Genomic DNA, 23,033 nt, shown 5'->3' with positions numbered 1-23,033 from the left:
CTGAAACTTGCTCAGAGAAGCGGAAACTTTTTCGGCCGAAAGGGCCGCAGTATCGTGCGAGCTCACTGCCCTGCCTCCTTGACGAGAGACGCGCGTCTCTCGGTTGGTACTTCGTCGAGGGTGCCAACGTGCGCCAGCTGCAAAGCCCTCACGTACGCCACCACGGCCCAGCGCTCACGCACCGTCAACTCGGCCTTGTAGGCCGCCATCAAACCGTGCCCCTCGCTGGCTACCTCGAAGATGTAGCCCGGGGGCCGATCGGCAAAGTCGTGCAAGGAAGGCGGAGGCTTGAGAGCCATCTGATGGGCCACCGGGCTATCTCCGTCTCCGAGCGGCCCATGGCAGGTCCCGCAGGTGATGTCGTAGCGCTTTCGGCCTTCAAGCATCAGCTTCTCGTCGACCTGAACTGGAATGCTGGTCACGTATTTTTCGCCTTCGGGCGTCGTCACGCGGCCCGTGGTCACCGCGGGCTGCAGCGTGAGCCTTTGGCGAGGCACGGTACCTGCCGGTGGCGTACGCATCGTGAGTCCGTCCTTGTAAAGGTCGGTCTGCTTGTAAGGCGAAAACTTGGGCTGCTTGTCAGCCATCGGATTGAAGAGGTCCTCGTTGAGGCAACCAGACAGGCTGCTTCCGAGAGCCACGGCACCGAGGGCCCCGATAAAGGGGGACCGGTTCATCGCTCCACCTCCTCGATGAACTCGACATGGTTGGCGCCGAGGCTCCTTGCCGCGTCCTGCGCAGCTTGAGCATCGCCACTTGCATCGAGCTCGAGGGACATGAAGAAACCGTCGATGCTGGCCCGCTCACAGAAGCGCTCTGACTGGAACACCGGGTGATAGGGCTTGGGCAAGCGCATGAGAGCCATGACACCAAAGAACGAAGAGCATCCGCCGAGCAAAACAGCGAGCTCAAAGGTGATGGGCACGAAGGCCGGGGGAGCGTGGGTGGGCCGGCCGGCCACGTTGATAGGCCAATCCACGTGGTTCATATAGAACATCATCGAATAGGCCAAACACATACCGAAGATCGCGCCACACAGAACGATCGTGGGGATTTTCGGTCTGCCAAGGCCCAGGGCCTCTTCTATGCCGTGGACGGGATAGGGCGTGTGGGTGTCGAGGCGCTTGAAACCTTTCTCACGCATCGACTTCGTGCCCTCGAGCAGGGCCTCCGCACTGGCAAACTCGGCCAGCACGAAACGGCGGGGAATAAAATCGCTGTGGCTCATCAGTGTGCCCCCTTACCGGATGCGTCGAGGTGCGCTTCGTGCTCGAGTTCGTGCCGAAGCTCTTTGACCTCTGTCAGCGCAACCGCCGGGATGAACTTCATGAACAGGAGGAACAGAGTGGAGAAAAGCCCAATCGTTCCTATGTAGATGCCCAAGTCGGTGATGGTCGGGGCGAAGTCGCCCCAGGAGCCCGGCAGGAAGTCCTGGTGAAGAGAGGTCACCACGATGATGAAGCGCTCACACCACATGCCGATGTTCACGAAGATCGAGATCACCCACATGACTTTGAGGTTCGTGCGGAGGCTCTTGAACCAGTAAAACTGGGGTGCCACGCAGTTACAGAACACCATCAGCCAGTAGACGCCTGAGAATGGCCCACGTTCGCGGGTGTTGTAGAACATCGCAAACTCGTACTCGCTGCCCGAGTACCAAGCCACGAAGTGCTCCATCGCGTAGCCGTAAGTCACCATGAGGCCCGTGGCCAAGATGACTTTGTTCATGTTCTCGAGGTGCCTCATCGTGACGACGTGCTTCAGCCCGAGATAGTGGCGCGCTGGCACGAGCCAGGTAACCACCATTGCAAAGCCCGAGAAGATGGCGCCAGCAACGAAGTAAGGGGGGAAGATGGTCGTGTGCCAGCCCGGAATCACGGAGACCGCGAAGTCGAACGACACGATCGAGTGAACCGAGAGCACGAGTGGGGTCGATAGACCCGCGAGCAGGAGGTAGGCCCACTTGTATTCGGCCCAGTGTCGACCTGACCCTCGCCAGCCCAGGGCGAACAACCCGTAGATGAAGCGTTTGGTTTTGTTCTTGGCCGAGTCACGCAGTGACGCGAGGTCGGGCACCAGGCCCAGGAACCAGAACAGGAGGGAGATCGTGAAGTATGTCGAGACGGCGAACACGTCCCACATCAGGGGGCTCTTGAACTGCGGCCAGATCGCATTGATGCTTGGGTACGGCAGCAAGAAGTAGCCTGCGTACCAAGGACGACCCGTGTGAAACAGCGGGAAGATCAAGGCACACATGACCGCGAACAGCGTCATCGCCTCGGCGAACCGGTTGATCGACGTCCGCCAGCGCTGCTGGAACAGCAACAGAATGGCCGAAATCAAGGTCCCCGCGTGGCCGATACCGATCCACCACACGAAGTTGATGATGCCGAAGCCCCAGCCTACCGGCTGGTTGTTGCCCCAGGCGCCAATGCCCTTGTACAGCGTCCAACCGAGCGAAACGCCCAGGACGCTGAGCAGTGCCAGCGCGATTGAGAAGAGTGTCCACCACCCTTTGCCAGCGCCCCGCAACACGTGGTGCAGGAGGCTGTCATTGAGTGAGCGGTCGGTTTGCTCCCCTTCGATGAAGGGGCGCGGGTCGATCGGGTCCTTGTAGCCGGACAACACGGTCACGCGAGCTCCGGATTGGGGTTGCGCACACGAGCCAGATAAACGGTTCGCGGTCTTGTGTTCAACTCGTGAAGCAGGTCGTAGCGACGATCGTCAGCCTGTGCCTTCGACACGGCCGAGTTGGGGTCATTGAGGGACCCGAACACGATGGCACCAGCGGGGCAGGTCTGCTGGCAGGCAGTCTTCACCTCGCCGTCGGCAATCGTTCTGCCTTCGACCCGGGAGTCGATGCGAGCGCGCTCTATGCGCTGAACGCAGTAGGTGCACTTCTCCATGACGCCTCGGCTGCGAACCGTTACGTCCGGGTTGCGCCCCATCTTTTTTACCTCCGGCGGCTCGCCGTGCCAGTCCAGGAAGTTGAAACGACGCGCCTTGTACGGGCAGTTGTTCGAGCAGTAGCGCGTCCCGATGCAGCGGTTGTACACCATCTCGTTCAAGCCCTCGTCGCTGTGGACGGTGGCGTTGACGGGGCAAACGTACTCACAAGGTGCCGTTTCACAGTGCTGGCAAGCCACTGGCTGCGTGATGACCTTGGGTTCGGCCATGTCCTTGTAGATGTCGTCCGTGTAGCCGGCGTTGGTTTCGTAGTAGCGGTCGATGCGGATCCAGTGCATCTCGCGACCGATATGTACGTTCTCCCTGCCAACCACGGGGATGTTGTTCTCCGCCTGACAAGCCGTGATGCAGGCGCCACAACCCGTGCACTTCGACAGGTCGATGGTCATACCCCACTTGTAAGTCTGGTTACCGTAGTCCCACTTTTTGTGGATCTGCGGCAACTCGCCTCGGAGGTGATGGATCTTCTCGTGGAAGGCCGAGTGATGAGATTCGACCTCGGCCAGCGTGGTGGCGATGGCCGGATCCCGGTTCTCCATCCGCCAGTGCTCCTGGGTGATGCCGAACTCGTAGCCCTTCCCTGCCTTAACGAGCTGGGCGCCCGTCGCAAACCAGGGGTTGGCGCTTTCCCGGAGGAGGCCCGCGTCGAAACCTACACCGTTTCCAACCGAGCCCGCCGCCTTGCGACCATAGCCAAGCTGTACGGTGATTGATTCGTCTGCCTGCCCGGGCTGTACGTACACGGCTCCGGTGACGCTTTTATCCCCCAGCTTGAGCTCTACGATGTCGCTCGTCTTGAGCCCCAATCGTTGAGCGGTGGCGTGGGAGAGCATCACGGCGTTGTCCCAGGTTATCTTGGTGACCGGGTGCGGCAACTCCTGGAGCCAGGGATTGTTCGCATAGCGGCCATCTTCGATGGTGGGGTCCAACTGGAAAGCGAGCTCGAGACCCGCTTCCTTCGCCATCCCGGGCACGAGCGCCCGAAGGGCATCCGCGAGGCCCGCGGTGTCGAGCGAGACTGTGGCCATTTGCAGGTTCGAAGTTCCGGCAATCATGCCCTGGCCCAACCAGTGTTCCCACTGCAGCTCGAAGCCGAGAGTACCCAACAACGAGCCCTCGGCCGCCTTCCTCTGCCAGAGGCTCTTGAGAAGATCGTGCGTGCCCACTTCGCCCTCTTCCAAGGCGGCCGCCAGGAAATCTGCTTCCGTGACGCCGTTGAAGAGCGGCTCGATGAGAGGCTGAACCAGGGATACGGTGCCGTCCATGGCCCTCAGGTCACCCCAGCTCTCGAGGAAGTGAGCCGCCGGTACGAGGGACCCACATACTTTGGCCGTCTCGTCATCGGAGAGGCCGAGGTAGATGGTGTTTGGCACCCGCTGCAGCAGCCGGTCGAGCTTGAAGTCACTGGGAGCGCCGTAGACGGGATTCCAAGCGCTGATGAACAGCGTTTCGACTTTGCCGGCGGCGATGTCTTCGGCCAGGCCCCGAAGAGGCTCGAGCCCCGAAAGGGCGTCGTGCCGCAGGGGCTCGACGAATGTGACGGTGGTCCCTACGTTGCCAAGCGCGTAGTTCATGGCGTGAGCCAGCGCATGGACTAACGCAGGCTGACGGCGCCCCACCACGACCAGCGACCGACCCCGGTTCCGCGCCAGATCCTTGGCGAGCACAGAGACCCATTTGGCGTCGACCGTGACGCCCGCCCGGGCCAAGGGAAGGTCGGCAAGACCGTCCAGGACGTCCCGTCCGAGCGTCTTGGACAGTTCCGCGGCCAGAGCCTGGGCCAAAGCCACGACGTCGGCACCGCGCAAGCGGAGGCGGTGGTCGGCCATCATCCCCGTCACGGTGAATGTAGGCTCTGCCACGTAGAGACGGTTCATCGCCTCTCCGGGTTCGCGGTTTTTGGCGAACTGGCGGTTCAGCCGTACGCGTTCAGGACCATCCTCGAGGAAGTCGGAGTCGAGTGCGGCGATCACCTTGGCGTTGGTGAGGTCATGCCGGGGCTCCAAGTGGCGGCCGAATGCCAGGCGCGCGCCCTCCACGGGGCCGTCGTCCGCGAGCGAGGAGTAGGAGACAAACTTGGCCTGGGGCAGTTTTTCCAGAATCCGCGTCCGGAGGTCGCCGATCAGCGGAGACGTGCTCGGTCCCACGAGGAACCGGACGCCCGCACCCTGGGTGCTAGCCGCTGAGTCCACCCGGGTCTTGATGAAAGCAGAGACGTCTTTCCAGGTCGCGTGAGCTCCCTTCAAGCGCCCCGTCTTCGCGCGGTCGGTATCATAGAGACCCACCAATCGGGCTTGATCGATGGCGGTGGCAGCACCGAGGCTGTCCGGGTGCTCGGGGTTTCCTTCGAGCTTGGTCGGCCGCCCTTCGTGGCTCTCCACCAGGACACCGAAGCCGTAGCCGTCGTGGTCGATGGTGCTCGCAAAGTGCAGCGGGTTTCCGGGCGTCACCTCCGGCGGGCGGTGCACGTACGGAACGATCTTTTGCCGGGGGCGGTAGCAGGCCGTCGTGGTCAGGGCCAAGCCGGTTCCCAAAAGCTGCACGAAGCCCCGACGTGACACGTCGTCTGTGAGCGTATCGGTGCCGTCGGGGAACTCCTGGCGGGCCTGTTGAGCCGCAGCGCCGGGGTTGCTGAGCTCGTCGTGGCCGCGCCACAACTTCGCTCCGCTTCCGGCGCCCGCGGACCGTCCAAGGATGGGAAGCGCTAGCTTGGATGCCGGTTTGGCGGAGACCGCCGCGGCAGAAGCTTCGTCGCCGTGTACGTGGGGTATGCGAGTTTTGGCGCTCATCGGTGACACGTGGTGCAGCTATCGCGGGTGTGAACGTCGTTACGCTTGACCAGAGCCTCAGGCGTGAGCTCGGCGTCGCCCTCCGGCCGCGTCCACTCCATGTTGGTGATCTCTTCCACCGGACGGAGGTTCGGACCCGGATTACGGTGGCACTCGAGACACCAGCCCATGGTGAGCGGCTTGTCTTTTTGAACGGCCGGCATGAGGTCTACCCGTCCGTGACAAGTCACGCAGCCCACGCCCTTGGCGACGTGGATCGAGTGGTTGAAGTAAACGAAGTCAGGGACGTCGTTCACCTTGGTCCACGCGATGGGTTCGTCCTTCATGAAGCTCTCGCGGACTTTGAGCAGCATGGGGCTGCCGTTCCAGACCTGCGAGTGGCAGTTCAAACACAGCTCCGTGGGCGGGATGCCTGCATGGGCCGACTTCTCTACCGTTTGATGACAGTAGCGGCAATCGATGCCCACATCGCGCACGTGGTGCCGGTGGTCGAATTGGATTGGCTGCTCGACCGGGTCTTGCATGCCTCGAGCAATGGGGGTGCGGACATAAACGAGTATGCCGCCAATGCCGCCCACCACTGCCGATGCCGTAAGGATCAGGCTAAGTCGCGCCAGGTGATTGTGTTTCGGGCGAAATAAAAGTGCCATTTCGCAGGCCGGGATATAGTCCCTTCCAGGATCCTTGGTCAAGGATTATCGGTGATGAAAATTCTGCGCAGTTCTCCGTACATCACCGGAACTCGGCGGGAATTCCGGATCCGCCTCGTCTCACCACTCGGCGTGAAGGCCAAGTGAGGGTAAAGCGATGCGGAAGCCTCGCTCGTCGAGCGATCCATCGGAGCGCAGCTTGAGGTCGAAGACCTGGCGGGTGAGCGTGGTGTTGATGAGCTCGAGGTAAAAATCGAGCGTGTATGTGTCGAACACCCAGCGCTTGTCGAAGCGAAAGTCCAGCTGGTAAAAATCGGGCAGCTTCCCGTAAACGATTGGGGGCCGGCCCCGGCTGGTGGAGGATACCAGCGTGCTCTGGTCGAAGATGGGATACGGGCGTCCGGTGTTGTAGTGAAAGCGCCCTCCTACCTGGTAGCCCTTCCCCAGCCGGTACGAGACCACGAGGTTGAGGATGTGTCGCTGGTCCCAGTCGGACGGGGCCACCACGTTCAGGGGTGGGAAGACACGTTCACTCTTGGACAAAGTGTAAGACAGCCAACCATGAAGAGGCTCACTCAGGTCCCGACGAAGCATGACCTCGGCCCCGTAGCTGCGGCCGTCGCGCAGTTCGAGAATCCGGGTTTGCACCTCGTAGGTAAAAATGCTCGCCAAGTCGCTGACGCGAAGGCGCTGATAGAAGCCAGTCAGGTCCAGGTTGAACCCGGCAGGCAGGCGCGTCTCGACGCCCAGCGAGCCCTGCAGCGAGGTCTGAGTTCCAATCGAGGACAGGCCGAAGTTTTCGAAGCCGGGCACACTCACCGGGAGGCTGGGCAGCTGCACGAAGCGTCCCCCCGTGGCCTTGAGCCAGGTGTCCTTTGCCACGCGTAGGCGCGCCGTGAGACGCGGCCCGGGCTCCCAGCGGGTGATCCGCTCTTGGGCCAAGAGGTCGTAGCGCAGCCCGGGCGAGAGCACCAGTCCGTCGGTAGGCCGATAAACGAAGGTCAGATAGCTCCCCGCAAGCACCGCCGTGCGATCGGCCAGCAGATCCTGTTCGGGCAGCGCCGTCGCCACCCGCTCGGGTGCAAACGATTGGACCTCGACGTCACCACCCGCCTCGAAGCTGAGCCCCCCGCCCAGCCGGCGTTCGTAGCCGAGGCGGCTCGCGCTCAACAGGGAGGTGACCGCCACGGGCAGGTTGTTGAGTTCGGGAATGAAGGTGGACGAACTGTCCCGCCCCACGAGCGTGGACACCTCCAGGCGCCCCTCACCCAGGGTCCCCACCCACCGCAGGTTCAGCCGGTGCGTGTTGATGTCGGCGAAGAGGTCTTCTTGCGTCCGGTCTTTGCGTCCCAGGTGGTCACCCGAACCAAACGCAAACAGCGTGAAACGCCCCGGTCCGAGGGGGTGTTCCACCCGCGCTTGGTAGTCCCAGTAGTTGAACGTGTAGTCGGGAGACAGCGCCGAGAGTAAGAGGCCCGTGTACGAGACGCGCCCCGCAACCGCAACGGTGCCGCGCTTGCCGTTGAAGGGCGTCACCACGATGCCGCCCGCGTCGAGCAAGCGAACGTCCACGGAGCCCGAGGGGCGGTCGACCTTCGGTGACTTCGTCTTCGCGTGCACCATGCCCGAGACGTAACGGCCGTACTTGGCGGGATAGCCACCGGGGTAAAAATCGACCTGCTCGATGAAGTAGGGATGTATGACCGAAGGTCCAAGCGCGAAGTGATAGAATCCTGGAAGGCGCACCCCATCCAGGAAGAAGCCCGTGTTGCCCGGGTTCGCGCCGCGCACGTTGTAGAGCGCCGCCGGCCACACCACCTGCGACACCCCGGGCAACGCCTCGATCACCCGAAGGGGATCCCCTAGTGTCCCTGGGGTTCGGGTGAGTTCCTCCTCGCGCAAGCTCGTTCGGGCCCCTTCCACCGCGGGCGGTACCACCACGGTCTGGTACCGCTGTCCCGTCATGCGCGGCATCAGCCGCACCACGGCCTCGTCCTTCTCCGCCATGGGGCGTCCGGCAACGGCAGCCACCCTCACGTCGAGCGGCTCGTACCCGGGCTGCTGAACCTGCAGCCGATGCCGTCCGGGCGGCAACTTCACCGAAAAACGTCCGGCCTCATCGGTCTCGGCGACCACCTCCAGGCCCCAGGTCACGGCGGCGGCCACGAGAGGCTCTCGTGTACCCTTGGCCAGCACCCGCCCCCGAATCTCCACGAGAGGCTCCACTGCCAGTTGCCCTTGCGGGACGAGCGGCGGTGCCGTCTCGCTTGGCGCAACCGGAGCGGCGGCCGCGACGGCCCCCGCGTCCCCTGCCCCCGCGTCCCCTGCCCCGGCCTGCGGCACCGACGGTTCGAAGAAGCCCGTGTCCACCCCGGCATCGGCCTGGGCGAGAGCCGCGCGAGCCGGTAACGCAAGGCCGCCCAGTGTGACCAGGGCGACGCACAATCCCGCCGGACGCTTCACGGGGCGGCCGTCTCCGTCACCCAAAGCCCTTCGACGTCGGTCGTTTTGCGGGTGCGCAGCACGTACACGAGCTTGAGCACACCCGCTGTGGTCGTCGTGATATAGCTATCCACGCTGCTTCCGAGCACGAGCTCACTGCCGTCCTCGAGCCGCTTGAGAACCAGATCCCCCACCAGATCTTGCAGCGAGGTTCTCACGATGCCGATCACACGGCTTCGGCTCACGTCCACGTCCCGGATCGCTTCGGCCACCCGTTCGACCCCGGGCCCATCGAGCGGCGCAAAGTAAAGGTCGCTGGCGGCGCTGCCAAACCGCGCCCAGAACACCAGCGTGGCCGGCTCGGGCCGCTCGAGCGTAAAAAAGCTGTTCAGCGTGAGCGATGTGCCGGGGGGCGAGACCTGCCGGGGCTCCAAGGCAAAATCGGCGTCCTGCACGAAGAGCGGACCCTCGGGCTGGGGCACCTGGGTTTCGGGGTTGACGAAGATGAGAAAACGGCCGTCTCCCGAGTAGCGAGGCGCAGGCGCGCGAAGGGACAGCACCCGGTAGCGAGGCGTGGCATTCGGATCCTCGAGCGCGAGCGTGCCGGCGCTATCGAACAGCAGCGTCTGCGTGCTGTTCGGGCGGGGGATGAAGCGGGTGATGTCGACCATCTCGAGGGGCAGGTCGCGCACTTGATGGGTGTTCGTGTCGAGATCGTATTCGTGAAACCGCGCCGGCACCTCTCCCTTGCGGCTGTCCAGGTAGCGCCAGACGCTTCCGGAAAAGCCCAACCATACGGGGCCCCCGTCGCCGGGCAGACGACGCTCCGTGCGACGGGCGAGGTCGAAGAGCACCGTCACGGGCTTACCGTTTTCGGGCACCAGCAACAGGGCCCGGCTGCCTCCCGCAAATTCCACGCGGGTCACGCCACTGCGCAAGGGCTCGGGCGGGGACGTGAAGCTCGGTACCCAAAACAAGGTGAGCGCGGGGCCCCCTACGTAGTAAAAACCCGACCCCGCGAACCAAAGACCGCCGGACACATCGTCCAACACGCGTTCCGTCCCGTCGGCGGCCCGCAAATGCGTGCCCACCCCGCTGCCATCGGGAAGCGGACGCGAAAACCGAAGGCGATCTCCGATGGGATCGAGGTCGATCGCGCCCTTCACCGCATCCCGAACGCGGCCCTTCACGTCCACGCGGAACCAATCGGCGATCGCGAGGGAGCGATTGCCCACCACGGTCTTCCGCTCGTTCGCGGCCACCCAGAACTCCGGTGGATCCGTGTTGAGCCCAATGCGACGCGTGTTGTCCATGCGGCCCGCAAAAAACCGAAACGCGGGCGACGATCCATCGAGCGGCACGGTCCACAGGTCCAGGAGTCCCGCCCGCGATGGGGTTGATGACGCTCGTCGGGTCTCGAAGAGCACGTGTGTTTTCCCCTCGACCTCGATGAAGGAGGGGCCTTCGATGCCGCGGCCTGCGAAGAGCTGCTTGCCTGCAATCGGCAACGGCTCGGGCAGGCAGGCCCCCAAGGCGGCTGCCCAGAGGCCCAGCGCCCACAACCGAAGCGACCGGCGGCCCAGCATCGACGGAGGAGAGAGCATCAGGTCACGTCAGCGGTGCGCCCTCAGCCTCGGCCAGATCGGGGAACCTGTCCTGCATGAGCGCGTGAACCACCTGCTCCACCTCGCGCGCCGTGGGCAGCTTTTCCAGGCTCCGCACCAACGCCTCCGCCTCGGACAGACGCGTGCTGCGCACAATCGACTTGAGCAGAGGGATCTGCTGGGGAGCCATCGACAAGTCCCGAAGCCCCATGCCCAGCAGCACCCAGGTGAGAGACGGATCACCCGCCATGTCCCCGCACATCGCCACGGGCTTCCCCGCGGCGCGGGCGCCATCCACGACCTGCCGAATGGCGCGCAGGATCGCCGGGTGAAGGGGCTGGTAAAGATAGGCGACATGCTCATCTTGGCGGTCGGCCGCCAGCGAATACTGGATGAGGTCGTTCGTGCCTATGGTCAGGAAGTCGCACTCGCGCGCCAGAAGGTCGGCGGTCCACGCAGCGCTAGGCGTCTCGACCATCACGCCGAGGGGGATGTTGGGGTTGTACGCGATACCCTCGCGCTCGAGATCGTGGCGAACCTCTTCACAAACGGCCTTGACCTCGCGGAGTTCAGACACTCCGGAGATGAGGGGAAACAAGATGCGCACCGGCCCCACGGCACCCGCACGGTACATGGCCCGCAACTGGTCCTTGAAGAGGCCGCGCTGCCAGAGGGAAAAGCGCACCGATCGTAGCCCCAGGGCAGGGTTGGCGCCCGCCGGGATACGCACCGAAGCGCTCATCTTGTCGCCCCCCAGATCCAAGGTACGGAAGGTGGTCTGCCGTCCCCCCAGCATCTTGATCGCCGCCACCGCGTGCTCGAACTGTTCTTGTTCGCTGGGAATGTCAGGACGTTCGATGTAGAGGAACTCGGTCCGAAAAAGACCGATGGACTCCGCGCCCCGCTCGACCGAGGCGGGAACCTCTTCCAGGAGCTCGACGTTGGCCGCCAGGTGCACGCGCACGCCGCAAGCCGTGACGGACGGCTCCGCGCGCAGGGTCTGCAGGTAGGCGGTGCGGGCGTGTTCGCGGGCCGCCCGTGCCTCGTAAAGCTGCAACGTGGCTAGGTCGGGGTCAACGATCACCTCGCCGCGGGTGCCGTCCACAACCACCCTCATGCCCGCACGAACATTCACCCCGATGTCGTGCACGCCAACCACAAGAGGCAACCCGAGCGCCCGTGCCACGACCGCCGAATGCGAGGTCTTGCCACCCGCTTCGGTGAAAAAGCCCCCCACGCTCTTGCGCCCGAGCTGGGTGACGTCCGCGGGCGAGAGGTCGTGTCCGTAAACGATGGCCCCCGCCGGATACTCCTTCTGCCCGGGATCGAGCAGCTCGAGCAGGTTGCGCAGCAGGCGCTCACCCACGGCGTCGATGTCGCTGCGTCGTTCGCGGAAGTATGGGTCTTCGATGCGATCGAACACCGCCCGAATCCTGTCGAGGGCCATGCGCACGGCCCACTCGGCTCCGCTTGCGTCGTGTTCTATCGAACGGCGCGCCTCTCCCACCAGGTGGGCGTCCTTCAACATGAGGCGATGCGCCTCGAGGATCTGGTAGTCTTGGTGGTCGTCGCCCTCCTGCGCTGCGATCTGAGCCTGAATACGAGCAAGCTGGGCGTCCGACGTCTCGAGAGCCTGCGCGAGCCGATCCAACTCGGCGGGTATGTCACTCTCGTGGATGTGGCGCTCGTGAACGTCGATGCGCCACCCGAACAGGTGCGCAGGTCCCATGGCCACGCCCGGTGCGGCCGCCACTCCGGAAAGGCGCTGCATCTTAGTCGGCCACCCCTTCCCCGAAGCCCGAATCCACCAGCGCAAAGAGTTGGTCCACGGCCTCGGACGCATCCGCGCCTTCGGCCAAGATCTCGATCTCCATGCCGTGGGCAGCCACCAGAGTCAGAAGACCCATGATGCTTTTGCCATTGACTTGCTCGCCCTCTTTCTCGACGAAGATCTCGCTCTCGAAGCGGGCAGCAAGCTGGACGAACTTGACGGCTGCGCGGGCGTGCATGCCCAGTTTGTTGCGAATCTTTGCCTTGCGGCGCAGGGCGCCGGGTCCCGCTGTCGTCCCCTGGTCGTTCATGGCAAGCGCTCGCTCAAGGAGATCCGACCCGTCAGCTCGGTGCCCAAGCGGATCGAGCGCCGGCCACAGTCGCGGAGCGCTTCGGCGATGCCGCCCGGGGAGTGCCGGATGCGGTCGAAGGTGCCTACCTTGATCAACATGGGCAGGTTCACGCCACAGAGCACTTCGGCGTCTCGCGTACCGTCCAGGAGGGACATGGCCGCGTGAAACGGCGAAGAGCCGTGGAGGTCCACCAAGATCACCACCCCTGCCCCCTCCTCGACCAGCTGGCAGCCCCGCGCGATCTTTTCGACCAGGGTTGGAAACTCGTCACCCATGGCGCAGGGAACCGCCGCGACGCCGGGTAAATTCCCAAGCAGCGCCCGCGCGGCCGACACGAGCGCGTCGGCGGCCCCTTCATGCGTCACCACCACCACCCCCACCCTCGGTTTGTTTGCGGCGTTCGCCATCGGGCCAATTGTACACCATTGCCCCTGCCGAAAGGACCCGGACGCGCACACCGTGCCGCCCCTTGCCGGGGCTCAGCTCTTGCTCATGTCGCGGTGGCGAACCGTGACCGCCCCCAGCCCTTCCACCTCGCCCCCCTCCCGCGAAAAATGCCGGCAGAGTTCCTCCACCATGGCCACCGATCTGTGGCGCCCGCCGGTGCACCCGATGGCCACGGTGGCGTACGACTTTCCTTCGCGGATGAATCCCCGCAAGCAGACAGCCAGGAGCGCCTTGGTGCGATCCAGGAAGATCTTCGCCTCGTCGCGTTCCAAGACGAAGCGCCGGACGTCTTCGTCCTGGCCACTCAAGGCCGACAGCGCCTCGACGAAAAAGGGGTTCGGAAGGAATCGCACGTCCAGCACGATGTCGGCCTCGACCGGTAGACCGTGTTTGAACCCGAAGGAGAGAAAGGAGAGCGCCAGGCGCCCATCGCTCTCGCTGTAGTGCTCGAGCACCAGCGCCCGCAACATGTGAACCGTGAGCGTGCCGGTATCGATGACCGACGTGGCCTCCTGGCGCAGCTCTTCGAGCCGGCGGCGCTCTTCCTGCAAGCCCGCCCGGATGTCAGTGCCCGACAAGGGGTGCCGGCGCCGGGTCTCCGAAAAACGCCTCAGCAACACGACGTCCGGAGCGTCGAGAAAGAGCACCTCCACGTCGTGACCCGCATGGCGCAACTGCGACAGCACCCCCGAGGCGCCCGCGAGGAACTCACCACTGCGTGCGTCGGTCACCAGGGCCGCGCGCTTGACGTCGGCCCGTCCCGAGAGCAGCTCGACGAACCGCTGCACGAGCGGCATCGGAAGGTTGTCGACACAGTAAAAGTCCAGATCCTCGAGCGCGTGGACTGCCGTGGTCTTTCCCGCCCCCGAGACACCTGTGACCAGAACGACTTTCATGTGATTCACTCGACGGGGTCACGAAAGTGATGTTTACCGGCCACGGCCACCGCCATGGCCCGGTCCAGCTTCTCTTGAAACTCGCGCGCCGAGTGATGCCCCTGCACCTGGAGCAGGCGATTGCGGGCCGCCACCTCGACGAGCGCACTCACGTTTCGGCCAGGGCTCACGGGCAGGCGCAAGAGCGGTACGGGAACATCGAGGATGGGGAACACCATTTCCTCGAGTCCCAGCCGGTCATGGGTGTCCGCCTCTTTCCAGTCGAGCAGCTCGATCACCAGCTCGAGCTTCTTCTCGTCCCGCACCGCCGCCACGCCGAAGAGGTCCTTGATGTTGATGATGCCAAGGCCTCGGATCTCCATGTGGTGCTTGATGAGCTCCGAGGGCCAGCCGATCAGCTGGTCCTGTCCCGTGCGGCGTATCTCGACGAGGTCATCCGCCACCAAGCGGTGGCCCTTCATGATGAGCTCGAGCGCGGTTTCGCTCTTGCCCACGGAGCTCTTGCCCAGAAGCAACACACCGACGCCGAGCACATCCAGCAGCACCCCGTGCAGGCTGACCGAGGGCGCGAGCTGCGCCTCGAGGAAGGTCTGCAGGGTCTCGATCGCCACCGACGACACGAGCGGCGTGCGCAGCACCGCGATGTTGCGATGCTCGGCCGCACGGAGCAGATCCGGCGGCACGTCCAGGCCCTTCGTGACCACGCAGCAGGCAGGCTCGAGCGCCATGAGCGTTTCGATGCCGTGGCGGGCTTCCTGCTCCGGCAGACTCGCGAGGTACGAGATCTCGGTGCCGCCCAGCACCTGAACCCGTTCGGGGTGAACCTGCCGCACGAAGCCCGAGAGGGCCAAGCCCGGCTTCTGGATACGGCTGACGGTAATGGGTCGGTTGAGGCCCCCCTCGCCTGCCAGCAGCACCATGCGTAGGCTAGCGGCCTCGCTCAACAAGGCTCGAACGGTCAGCAGAGGGTTACGGCCAGGCGGTATCTTCACGCGAGCTCCCAAGCGGTGGATGGGGCCCCCCGGAGCGTCGCCCCAAGGGTCACCTCGACCCTCGCGACTCTAACATGCCGCTCTCGTCGCTCCAGCCCCCTCGTGGCAGGAGACGCCCCCCTGTCAGGGCCCCGCCCCCCGCGCCCCGCTGCGGGCCCTAGTACTTGGCGTCTTCCTCGCAGATCACGTCGTACATCGCGGCCGCATCCGGGGCCTCGATCAGGCGCTGCCGAAACATGGCGTCGCGGAACAGACGCGAAAGACGGGCAAGGGCCTTGAGATGCGTACCCGCCGAGTTCGTGGGGGCTACGAGCATGAAGACCAGGTGCGTGGGCTTCCCGTCGATCGAATCGAACTCGAGGCCGGATTGCGAACGTCCGAGCAGGCCCAGGAGCTGCGGCACGGCGTCGAGTTTGCCGTGGGGAATGGCGATGCCGTCGCCAATCGCCGTAGAGGCCAAGAGCTCACGCTCTTCGAGGACCTTCCGCAGCTTCTCGGCGTCGATCCCACCTTGGGACTTCGCCACGTGCTCTGACATCTCGTCGAGAACCTGATGCTTCGACGTCGCCCCAAGGTGGGCGATCACGAGCTCGGGTCGAAGAAAGTCGGTGACCTTCATGCAGATCTTCTTGTGCTGGGTTGGTGAAGAGGTATTGACGGCCTGGACTTCACGCATGGCGACCCCCGAAGTTCCCTCACGGGTTTTCGGCAGACTCCGCTGAAACTTTCGCCCCTGTGTCGATTAAGCCGTAGTTGCCGTCTTTACGACGGTAGACCACCGAAATCAAACCCGAGTCGACATCGGAGAAGACCAGGAAGTCGGTCTCGAGAAGACTCAGCTGCATGACGGCGTCGTCCACGCGGAGGGCCCGCACCGTAAACGTCTCCTCACGCACCACGTTAATGGGCGGAGCCGCGGGCGCCACAGGCGCGGCGCTCTTGGCCCGGCCCTTGACCGCCTTGGCTGGCTTGACGGCTTTGCCCTTGGCCGCTTTCACGGACGCCGGCCGCGGCGACAGCACGCTCTCGGGCGAGAAAATACGGTTCTTGATCGCAAAGCTCGGGCCCCCATGGGGCTTGTGGTCACGGATGCGATCCTTCCACCGCCGGATCTGCCGTTCGAGGCGGGCACCAGCCAGATCGATCGACGAGTACATGTCCTCGGTGGTCTCGCGCGCCTGGACCACCAGCCCGTTGGGCAGGGTGATTTGGAGTTCGGCCGTGTACTGGTGGTTGTTCTCCACCTGGAAGACGGCGTGCGCCGAAAGAAGCTCCCGCGTGAAGTACTTTTTCACCTTCGCCAGCCGTTCGAGCGCATACGCCTTCACCGGTTGCGACGATTCCATGTGACGGAAGGTGGTGGTGACCTGCATGAACGCTCCCTAGGGCGCCCGCGGCGGGTTCGCCCCCGCTGGGCGAGCCAGCTGATCGAGGACGAACGACGAGGACGGAGGACGAGTGTGAACGACGGAAACCCGGCCCCCTCACGAGGTGCGGGCGGGTCGGTGTTTACTCCCGTGGCTGTTTTTTTTCCAGAAGAATTGTGAGGGGTAACGCCAGATTCTGGCCCTGTGGATTAGGAGCCTTCCGCGGCGGCGCCGGCAGATCCCTTTGGGTTTGCATGACCCTGACTCGACAGGGATGACTAGAACAGGACTTTGCGCCGGCTGCTGGGGAAGATGCGCAGCTGTTCGCGGTACTTCGCCACCGTCCGCCGCGCGATCTCGATCCCCTGCTGGGCCAAGATCTCGACGATCTTCTGGTCGGAGTAAGGGGACTTGGGATCTTCGGAGCCCACGATCTGCTTGATCTTCAGCTTGACCGCTTCAGAGGCCAAGTCGTCCCCGTCGGAGCGGGCGATGCCCGAATTGAAGAAGTACTTCAGCTCGAAGATGCCTTGAGGCGTGTGGATGTACTTGTTGGTGGTCACCCGGGACACCGTGGACTCGTGCATGCCGATGTCCTCGGCCACGTCCCGCAAGATGAGCGGGCGCAGAAAGGCCGCCCCCTTCTCGAAGAACTCACGCTGAAACTTCAGGATCGACTCCGCCACACGCACGATGGTCCGTTGGCGTTGCTGAATGGACCGGATCAACCACTGGGCGCTGCGCAGGCGCTCCTGGATGTATTCCTTGGCCTTGTTGCCGTCCTGCAGGGCCGACCGGTAGTACTCGGAAATTTTCAGCTTGGGCAGACCGTCATCGTTGGCAACGACGAAGTACTGGTCGCCCACCTTGTGCACGTAGACGTCGGGGGTGATGTACGTGGGCTCTTCCGCGCTGTAACCGCGGCCGGGCTTCGGGTCGAGCCCCTTGACCACCTTGGCGGCCTCGTAGATCTCCTCCACCGTTTCGTTGAGGTCCTTCGCGATCGCCGCGTAGTTCTGCTTCTCCAGGTTTCCTAGATGTTTCGTGATGATCGCAACCACCACGTCGTCGTCGGCGCCCAGATGACGGGCCTGGATGAGGAGGCACTCCTTGAGGTCGCGCGCCGCCACACCCGGAGGGTCGAACTCCTGAACCTTCGCCAAGACGGCCTCGGCCGTTTCGAGCGGAACCTCGGCTTCTTCGGCGATCTCGTCGAGAGGCGCGTCCAGGTAGCCGTCCGCCGTCAGGTTGCCGATGATGAGCAGCGCCAGGGCCTCCTCGTCGGCATCGAATTTCTTCGAGAGCTTGAGCTGCCACTCGAGGTGATCGAAGAGGCTCGTGCCACGCGTGAGGTTCGCCTCCAGGGACGGCATGTCCTCGGAGTTGACGGGGCGGTTGCCCGGCATCGGAGCGCTCGCGGCTTCGCTCGCCAGATAGCCTTCCCAATCGAAGTCGTCGACCGCTTCCTTCGAGGTGCCATCCGGCTGTACCTCCGACGTGGCGTCTTGCCGCTCGAGCGGGGTTTGCATGGGCAGCTCCGTCTCGCCCACGCGCTCGACAGCCATTTCCGAGGCCTGCTCGCTGCTCATCGCCTCTTCGGGGGCATTCGACTTCGCCTGCTCGGCGGAGGTATCGACCTGGTCTTCGAGCACGGGATTCTCGAGCAGTTCCTCGCGAACCATGTCCACCAGTTCGGCGCGTGACAACTGCAGCAGCTTGATGGCCTGCTGCAGCTGGGGGGTCATGACAAGCTGCTGGGACAGCTTGAGCTGTTGCTTGATCTCCATCGACATCGCCGTTGCACTCCAACTACGCCCTGAATCGCCAGGGGAAACCTAAAGCTAACATCCCGTTTCGACTACGGAAAGGCTTGAATATCCCTCTGGTACATGTATTGCTAGGCCTCTAGGAATCAAGGCACAGCGCAGCGCAAGCGGGAAAGGCGGAGTGTTTTCGGGCCCCAAGCGCCAAAGAAGTCTAAGCGCACAGGTGCTCCGCCGAACGCTCGCGCGGCGAACGATCGGGATTTTGGGCTCCCAGGGCCCCTGCCCCCTGCCCACCTCAGGCGGAGGGCTGTGCCGGGGCGCGTTCAGCGTCGCCGCTGCCGCCCGGGGATTTACCGGCGCGGATCCGGTTGCGCTCGCGACCGAGGATGGCCGCCACGAAAGACCTGAAGAGCGGATGGGGGGACTGGGGCCGCGACTTGAACTCAGGGTGAAATTGGCAGGCCACGAAGTAGGGGTGATCAACCAGTTCGATCATTTCTACGAGGCGCCCGTCCGGCGAGGTCCCCGAAACCACCAAGCCCTTGGCCTCGAGCGGCTCTCGGAAAGTGTTGTTGACTTCGTACCGGTGGCGGTGGCGTTCCGAGATCTCGGTACTTTCATAGGCCTTTGCGGCCCGGGTACCCGGCTTGAGCACACAAGGATAGGCGCCGAGGCGCATGGTGGCGCCCTTGGCGGTGACCACCTTTTGCTCGGGCAGCAGGTCGATGACCGGGAACTTCGTTTTGCCGTCGAACTCGGTAGAATTCGCTCCTCCCAAACCCGCCACGTTACGCGCAAACTCGATGACGGCGATTTGAAGGCCCAGGCAGATTCCGAAGTAGGGAACGCCGTTTTCCCGGGCGTACTGGGCCGCCCGAATCTTGCCCTCCGTGCCCCGGGTGCCGAACCCAGGGGCCACCAAGATGCCGTGGGCCGTGCCAAGGTGGGGCTCCGGGCCTTCGGCCTCGATCTCTTCGGCGTCCACGTAACGCAGCGTCACCTTGCAGCCGTTGTCGATGCCCGCGTGGGTGAAGGCTTCGTTGAGGCTCTTGTACGATTCGACGAGCTCGATGTACTTGCCCACGAAGGCGATCACCACCTCGTCACGCTCGTTGCGCATCCGGGTCACCACCTGCTCCCAGCCCGTGAGCTGAGGCGCGCGTGACCAGATGTTGAGCATCTCGGCAATCTTGTCGTCCACGCCTTCTTCGTGGAGCCGGATGGGCACCTCGTAGATGTTCGAGACATCGTTGGCCGAGAACACGGCATCAGGTGCAACGTTCGTGAACAGCGCGATCTTTCGCTTCATGCCCGCGTCGATCATTTGCTCCGACCGGCAAAGCAGAATATCGGGCTGAATCCCGATCTCGCGCATCTTCATGACCGAGTGCTGGGTGGGCTTCGTCTTGAGCTCACCGGCTGCGCTGATGTACGGAACCAAGGTGACGTGCACGGAGATCGCATTTTGCGGCCCCAGCTCGAACTTGAGCTGCCGGATGGCCTCGAGGAAGGGCAGTGATTCGATGTCGCCCACGGTTCCCCCAACCTCGACGATGAGTACATCATTGCCCTCGGCGCAGGCCAGGATGCGCTGCTTGATCTCGTCCGTCACGTGGGGGATCACCTGCACGGTGCCGCCGAGATACTCCCCGTTGCGCTCCTTGTGAATCACCGTTTGGTAGATCTGGCCCGACGTGACGCTGTTGAGCCGCGACATGCGCTGGTTGATGAAGCGCTCGTAGTGCCCCAAATCGAGATCGGTCTCGGCGCCATCATCCGTGACGAAGACCTCGCCGTGCTGCATCGGGTTCATCGTGCCCGGATCCACGTTCAGGTAGGGATCCAGTTTCTGGATGGTGAGCTTGAGGCCGCGGGTCTCGAGCAACGAGCCGACCGAAGCGGCGGCCAACCCCTTACCCAGCGACGACACCACGCCCCCGGTCACGAAGATGAATTTGGTCTTTCGCGCGGGACCGCGTCGCGTGGAGTTCGGGGGCGTCATGTGTACCCGCCTCCCTTAACTCCCAGGGCGCAGATTCGCAAGGCCCGAGTTTCGTAACTGTGGCTCATCGACTCGGGACCTCATTCTGTCGGCCGGACACTCTATAAGTCAACCGCTGCGAAAGGCAAAGGGGGCCCCGCGCGCGACCGCGAAGGGCGCGCGGTCACGTGGCAGGCGCCTTCGACGCGCCTTGACTCGACACCCGAGCTCCGATAAAAATGTCGAGTTTGCCCGCCGCTTTACCTAACCGGCAGCTCATCCGATGCTGACGACACCTCGTCGGACGATTCTGCGCAAGGAGTTCTCGACCATGCACCGCGCTTCCCGAGCCCTCGAGGGCTCCGTCGTTATCGGTTCGTTTCTAGCCTCGTTGGTGATGGGCTTGCTCGCCTCCCCTCCCGCGCGCGCGGGCGACGCCAAAGTCGTGCTCGAGCAGTTTCAGGGCCCCGGAGCCACGAAGTTTCGGGAGCAGGTCAGGAAGGCGGCCAAGGGACTCGGGGCCGACGTGGTCTCGGACAAGAAGCTGGCCTCCACCGAGGCCGACCTTGGCCTGATGCAAGCGGCGGATGCCTACGGCGCCGTGGCCAAACAGCTCGGGGCCACGAACTTCATCAGTGGCTCCGTCAAGGGCCGGCGTCCCGTGGCCACCTTGGTGGTGAAGGACAGCGAAGGGAAGAAGGTCGGACAGAAGGTGTTCCGCGGCAAAAACCCGCGGCAGCTCGCGGCCACGCTCGACCGGCAGCTGGGAGGGGCACTCGCCGAACTCCTCGGCTCGTCGGGCAAGGGCGCCGCGGTGGTGGCCGAAGCGAAACCCTCCCGGGAGACGCGCAAGGAGTCGAGCAAACCCTCCCGCAAGGCGGCCGAGCCGGCTGACAGTGAGAGCGACGCGGAGGGCCAAGACGAGGAGGAGGACGACGAGGGCGAAGACGAGGCGGCCGACGCAGGCGAGCCAGAAGCAGAGGAAGAAGAAACCTCGGCCCAAGCGTCCGACGAACCCTCGGCCTCCTCGACCACGGGGTTCCTAGGAGGCCGCAAGGGGCTCGACGCCTCGGCAGGCGTGTACTTCTACCAGCGGCAGTTCACGTACAACGAAAAGGTGGCGGGCGACCAAGAGGAGTACAAGACCAACCCCGTCGCGCCTGCTGTGGCGCTCAACGTCGAGTACTTTTTCCTGCCCTACCTCGGCCTGGCGGTCGGCGGTGACTACACGATCGGCCTGTCTTCGGCCAAGGGCAACACGACCTTTGCCACCACGGCGATGACCTTTTTTGGGGGTCCCAAGGGCAAGCTAACCTTCGGCAGCCTGGAAGTAAACCTGCTCGCGGCCTATGCGAAACAGACCTTCAAGCTGGAACGAGAGGTCAACGACGTCGCGTCGAACGTCCCAGACGCGGACTACAGCATGGTGCGCGCGGTGCTCGGCGTGGCCTACGACCTGGGCGCCGTGTCCCTCTTCGGCACCTACGGCTACGACCTCGTTTTGGACGTGGGCACCTTCAAGGATGCCTTTCCCAACGCGACGGCCGGCGCCACCGAAGGCAGCTTGGGCCTCCTCGTCCCGCTCCGCTTCTTGCTGGACGGCCTCGACGTGCGCGCAGCGTTCGTGGCCCGCTCCTTTGGCATCACGATGAACTCCGATGCCGGTGACACGAACCGCGCTGGCGGCGCCACCGACCGCTACATGGGCGGCGTGGTGAGCGTGGGCTACCGGCTCGACTGAGCCGGGCTCACAGGGCGTCGAGCGAAACGCCAAGTTGGATCAAGAACGTTTGGCGGCGGTACCGCGCGGTGCCGCCGCCAAATTCGTTCGTGTAGCCGATCCAACGCGCTGACACGTCGACGAGCGCGCTCAACGGGCGCAGCACCTCGACCCGCAGCGTGCTCCGGCTCTCGTCTTCGATGCTTGCCACGGGCAGGCCCGAAATGGGATCGCGTCGCAAGGACACGGCGTCCGTGAACCGGGTCCACACCAGCTCGGCCCGCCCTGAAAGCGAAAGGTCCCAGGGAAGCAGAAACGTGCCTTCCAGGTGGCCGAGCCCCCGCACGAGCCCATCGCCGTAGCTGTTGCTGGCGTTGATCTGCACCGAAGCTCCCGCCCCCAAAAGGAAGCTGCTGGTGCGGGTGAGAGCAACCCCCATCGACGTGAACTCGTCCACCCGGCCGGGCGCATTCCCCGGGGGAGGACAGATTTGACCGGCCACGCAGCGGGGGCCCTCGAAGCGGCGCTGCTCGTACTGGGCAAACAGCGCCACATCCCAGTCGGGGGCGTCTTCGTCTCTTTCGCCCTCGGCCAGGAGGTTCGCCTGGCTTGGCCCCCACCCATATCGGTAGCTGGCGCTGGCGGTTGGCCCACCGAAAGTCAGCAGGTTGGAAGGCTTGTAGACGAAATGGCGGTACCCGCCCCCGAGGCCCAAGCGCCCCCAGGAGGTGTCTCGCGCCACGAGCAACGTGGGCGCAAACGAACGAAAGTCCCGCGCAGCCCGTCCCTCGGCCTGAAAGGCGTCGTAGTACCCCATGCTCGCCTGGAGGCGGTTGCGCCGGCTCAGTCGCTGGGACAGCGACAAGTTGCCCTGCAGCACGGCCACCCTCTCCCGCTGGGCGTCGGGCTCGGCATAGGCCCGACCCGCCACGCGAACCGCCCCGGCGAGGACGCCGGCGCTTCCCAGGGCGCTCGCGCCCTCGAGCCCCAGCTGTCCCCTTGCCCCGGGTGAGGGGGTCGGCGAAGGGTTGTCGTTGCCGGGCACCTCATCCACACGCCCCGGGTTCGAATCGTATTCACCCCCCAGCTCGCCCCGCACGTTGAGGTTCGCGGCTGCCGCGACCGAAGGGCCCCCCACGCCCAGGGCCAGAACCGAGACCGCGCACCAGGCCCTCACCCGCGGCGGCGGGGCCCTGCGCGCAGGCGAGCAAGGATTCATCAGGCGGAATCGAGCCAAGAAGAAGCGCAAACCGCCGCGATACTAACATCAAGCGCCACGTCACTTGCCC

The 23,033-nt window shown here is 64.3% G+C and carries 18 protein-coding genes; 1 reads left to right on the top strand and 17 read right to left on the bottom strand.

The window, feature by feature from the left end:
* Positions 1-62: 62 nt before the first annotated feature.
* The 16 genes from KA712_16655 to KA712_16580 all read right to left on the bottom strand — a co-directional run bounded on the left by KA712_16655 (position 63) and on the right by KA712_16580 (position 20,045).
* Complete coding sequence (locus KA712_16655) at positions 63-677, bottom strand: cytochrome c (protein MCG5054595.1); 615 nt, start codon at positions 675-677, stop codon at positions 63-65.
* Positions 674-1,228 (bottom strand): DUF3341 domain-containing protein, encoded by a 555-nt coding sequence (locus tag KA712_16650; protein ID MCG5054594.1) that lies wholly within the window; start codon positions 1,226-1,228, stop codon positions 674-676. Before KA712_16650 ends, KA712_16655 begins: the two co-directional genes overlap by 4 nt.
* On the bottom strand, positions 1,228-2,634 hold the full coding sequence (gene nrfD / locus KA712_16645; protein ID MCG5054593.1) for a polysulfide reductase NrfD: 1,407 nt from the start codon (positions 2,632-2,634) through the stop codon (positions 1,228-1,230). Before nrfD ends, KA712_16650 begins: the two co-directional genes overlap by 1 nt.
* Positions 2,631-5,756 (bottom strand): TAT-variant-translocated molybdopterin oxidoreductase, encoded by a 3,126-nt coding sequence (locus KA712_16640; GenBank protein MCG5054592.1) that lies wholly within the window; start codon positions 5,754-5,756, stop codon positions 2,631-2,633. Before KA712_16640 ends, nrfD begins: the two co-directional genes overlap by 4 nt.
* Positions 5,753-6,406 carry a cytochrome c family protein gene (locus KA712_16635; protein ID MCG5054591.1) on the bottom strand — a complete coding sequence of 218 codons (654 nt, stop codon included), beginning with the start codon at positions 6,404-6,406 and terminating at the stop codon, positions 5,753-5,755. Before KA712_16635 ends, KA712_16640 begins: the two co-directional genes overlap by 4 nt.
* Positions 6,407-6,526: 120 nt before the next feature.
* A complete protein-coding gene (locus KA712_16630) occupies positions 6,527-8,869 on the bottom strand; it encodes a TonB-dependent receptor (GenBank protein ID MCG5054590.1) in 2,343 nt (780 codons plus the stop codon).
* Complete coding sequence (locus KA712_16625; GenBank protein MCG5054589.1) at positions 8,866-10,452, bottom strand: hypothetical protein; 1,587 nt, start codon at positions 10,450-10,452, stop codon at positions 8,866-8,868. Before KA712_16625 ends, KA712_16630 begins: the two co-directional genes overlap by 4 nt.
* Positions 10,453-10,456: 4 nt before the next feature.
* Positions 10,457-12,223 carry a phosphoenolpyruvate--protein phosphotransferase gene (gene ptsP, locus KA712_16620; GenBank protein ID MCG5054588.1) on the bottom strand — a complete coding sequence of 589 codons (1,767 nt, stop codon included), beginning with the start codon at positions 12,221-12,223 and terminating at the stop codon, positions 10,457-10,459.
* A gap of 1 nt (position 12,224) precedes the next feature.
* Positions 12,225-12,533 (bottom strand): HPr family phosphocarrier protein, encoded by a 309-nt coding sequence (locus KA712_16615; protein MCG5054587.1) that lies wholly within the window; start codon positions 12,531-12,533, stop codon positions 12,225-12,227.
* Positions 12,530-12,982: a PTS sugar transporter subunit IIA gene (locus tag KA712_16610; protein ID MCG5054586.1), complete on the bottom strand. Its 453-nt coding sequence runs from the start codon at positions 12,980-12,982 to the stop codon at positions 12,530-12,532. Before KA712_16610 ends, KA712_16615 begins: the two co-directional genes overlap by 4 nt.
* Before the next feature lie 72 nt (positions 12,983-13,054).
* A complete protein-coding gene (gene rapZ, locus KA712_16605; protein MCG5054585.1) occupies positions 13,055-13,918 on the bottom strand; it encodes an RNase adapter RapZ in 864 nt (287 codons plus the stop codon).
* 5 nt (positions 13,919-13,923) lie between these two features.
* Positions 13,924-14,838: an HPr(Ser) kinase/phosphatase gene (gene hprK / locus KA712_16600; GenBank protein MCG5054584.1), complete on the bottom strand. Its 915-nt coding sequence runs from the start codon at positions 14,836-14,838 to the stop codon at positions 13,924-13,926.
* Between the two features lie 229 nt (positions 14,839-15,067).
* Positions 15,068-15,529, bottom strand: a complete 462-nt coding sequence (locus KA712_16595; GenBank protein ID MCG5054583.1) for a PTS sugar transporter subunit IIA — start codon at positions 15,527-15,529, stop codon at positions 15,068-15,070.
* A gap of 76 nt (positions 15,530-15,605) precedes the next feature.
* Positions 15,606-16,283 (bottom strand): ribosome-associated translation inhibitor RaiA, encoded by a 678-nt coding sequence (gene raiA / locus KA712_16590; protein ID MCG5054582.1) that lies wholly within the window; start codon positions 16,281-16,283, stop codon positions 15,606-15,608.
* Positions 16,284-16,555: 272 nt separating this feature from the next.
* Entirely contained in the window at positions 16,556-18,070 is a 1,515-nt protein-coding gene (rpoN, locus tag KA712_16585; protein MCG5054581.1) for an RNA polymerase factor sigma-54, read from the bottom strand.
* 268 nt (positions 18,071-18,338) lie between these two features.
* A complete protein-coding gene (locus KA712_16580) occupies positions 18,339-20,045 on the bottom strand; it encodes a CTP synthase (protein MCG5054580.1) in 1,707 nt (568 codons plus the stop codon).
* Between the two features lie 310 nt (positions 20,046-20,355).
* Between KA712_16580 and KA712_16575 the strand changes: the two genes are divergently transcribed.
* Positions 20,356-21,765 carry a hypothetical protein gene (locus KA712_16575; GenBank protein ID MCG5054579.1) on the top strand — a complete coding sequence of 470 codons (1,410 nt, stop codon included), beginning with the start codon at positions 20,356-20,358 and terminating at the stop codon, positions 21,763-21,765.
* A 7-nt stretch (positions 21,766-21,772) separates the two neighbouring features.
* On the opposite strand, the gene KA712_16570 is transcribed toward KA712_16575, so the two are convergent.
* Entirely contained in the window at positions 21,773-22,963 is a 1,191-nt protein-coding gene (locus tag KA712_16570; GenBank protein MCG5054578.1) for a hypothetical protein, read from the bottom strand.
* Positions 22,964-23,033 lie beyond the last annotated feature (70 nt).

It is taken from the genome of Myxococcales bacterium (assembly GCA_022184915.1).
Taxonomy (GTDB): Bacteria; Myxococcota_A; Polyangia; order Fen-1088; family Fen-1088; genus JAGTJU01.
The sequence above is the reverse complement of the archived record's forward strand: the minus strand, read 5'-3'. Positions and strand labels throughout refer to the sequence as shown.

Bases quoted from the DNA above. Each gene is read 5' to 3' on its own strand.
- KA712_16615 (MCG5054587.1), bottom strand. From the start codon at position 12,533: ATGAACGACCAGGGGACGACAGCGGGACCCGGCGCCCTGCGCCGCAAG.
- hprK (MCG5054584.1), bottom strand. From the start codon at position 14,838: ATGGTGCTGCTGGCAGGCGAGGGGGGCCTCAACCGACCCATTACCGTC.
- rapZ (MCG5054585.1), bottom strand. From the start codon at position 13,918: ATGAAAGTCGTTCTGGTCACAGGTGTCTCGGGGGCGGGAAAGACCACG.
- KA712_16625 (MCG5054589.1), bottom strand. From the start codon at position 10,452: ATGCTCTCTCCTCCGTCGATGCTGGGCCGCCGGTCGCTTCGGTTGTGG.
- ptsP (MCG5054588.1), bottom strand. From the start codon at position 12,223: ATGCAGCGCCTTTCCGGAGTGGCGGCCGCACCGGGCGTGGCCATGGGA.
- rpoN (MCG5054581.1), bottom strand. From the start codon at position 18,070: ATGTCGATGGAGATCAAGCAACAGCTCAAGCTGTCCCAGCAGCTTGTC.
- KA712_16655 (MCG5054595.1), bottom strand. From the start codon at position 677: ATGAACCGGTCCCCCTTTATCGGGGCCCTCGGTGCCGTGGCTCTCGGA.
- KA712_16610 (MCG5054586.1), bottom strand. From the start codon at position 12,982: ATGGCGAACGCCGCAAACAAACCGAGGGTGGGGGTGGTGGTGGTGACG.
- KA712_16650 (MCG5054594.1), bottom strand. From the start codon at position 1,228: ATGAGCCACAGCGATTTTATTCCCCGCCGTTTCGTGCTGGCCGAGTTT.
- KA712_16575 (MCG5054579.1), top strand. From the start codon at position 20,356: ATGCACCGCGCTTCCCGAGCCCTCGAGGGCTCCGTCGTTATCGGTTCG.
- raiA (MCG5054582.1), bottom strand. From the start codon at position 16,283: ATGCAGGTCACCACCACCTTCCGTCACATGGAATCGTCGCAACCGGTG.
- KA712_16640 (MCG5054592.1), bottom strand. From the start codon at position 5,756: ATGAGCGCCAAAACTCGCATACCCCACGTACACGGCGACGAAGCTTCT.
- KA712_16570 (MCG5054578.1), bottom strand. From the start codon at position 22,963: ATGAATCCTTGCTCGCCTGCGCGCAGGGCCCCGCCGCCGCGGGTGAGG.
- KA712_16580 (MCG5054580.1), bottom strand. From the start codon at position 20,045: ATGACGCCCCCGAACTCCACGCGACGCGGTCCCGCGCGAAAGACCAAA.
- KA712_16595 (MCG5054583.1), bottom strand. From the start codon at position 15,529: ATGAAGGTCACCGACTTTCTTCGACCCGAGCTCGTGATCGCCCACCTT.
- KA712_16635 (MCG5054591.1), bottom strand. From the start codon at position 6,406: ATGGCACTTTTATTTCGCCCGAAACACAATCACCTGGCGCGACTTAGC.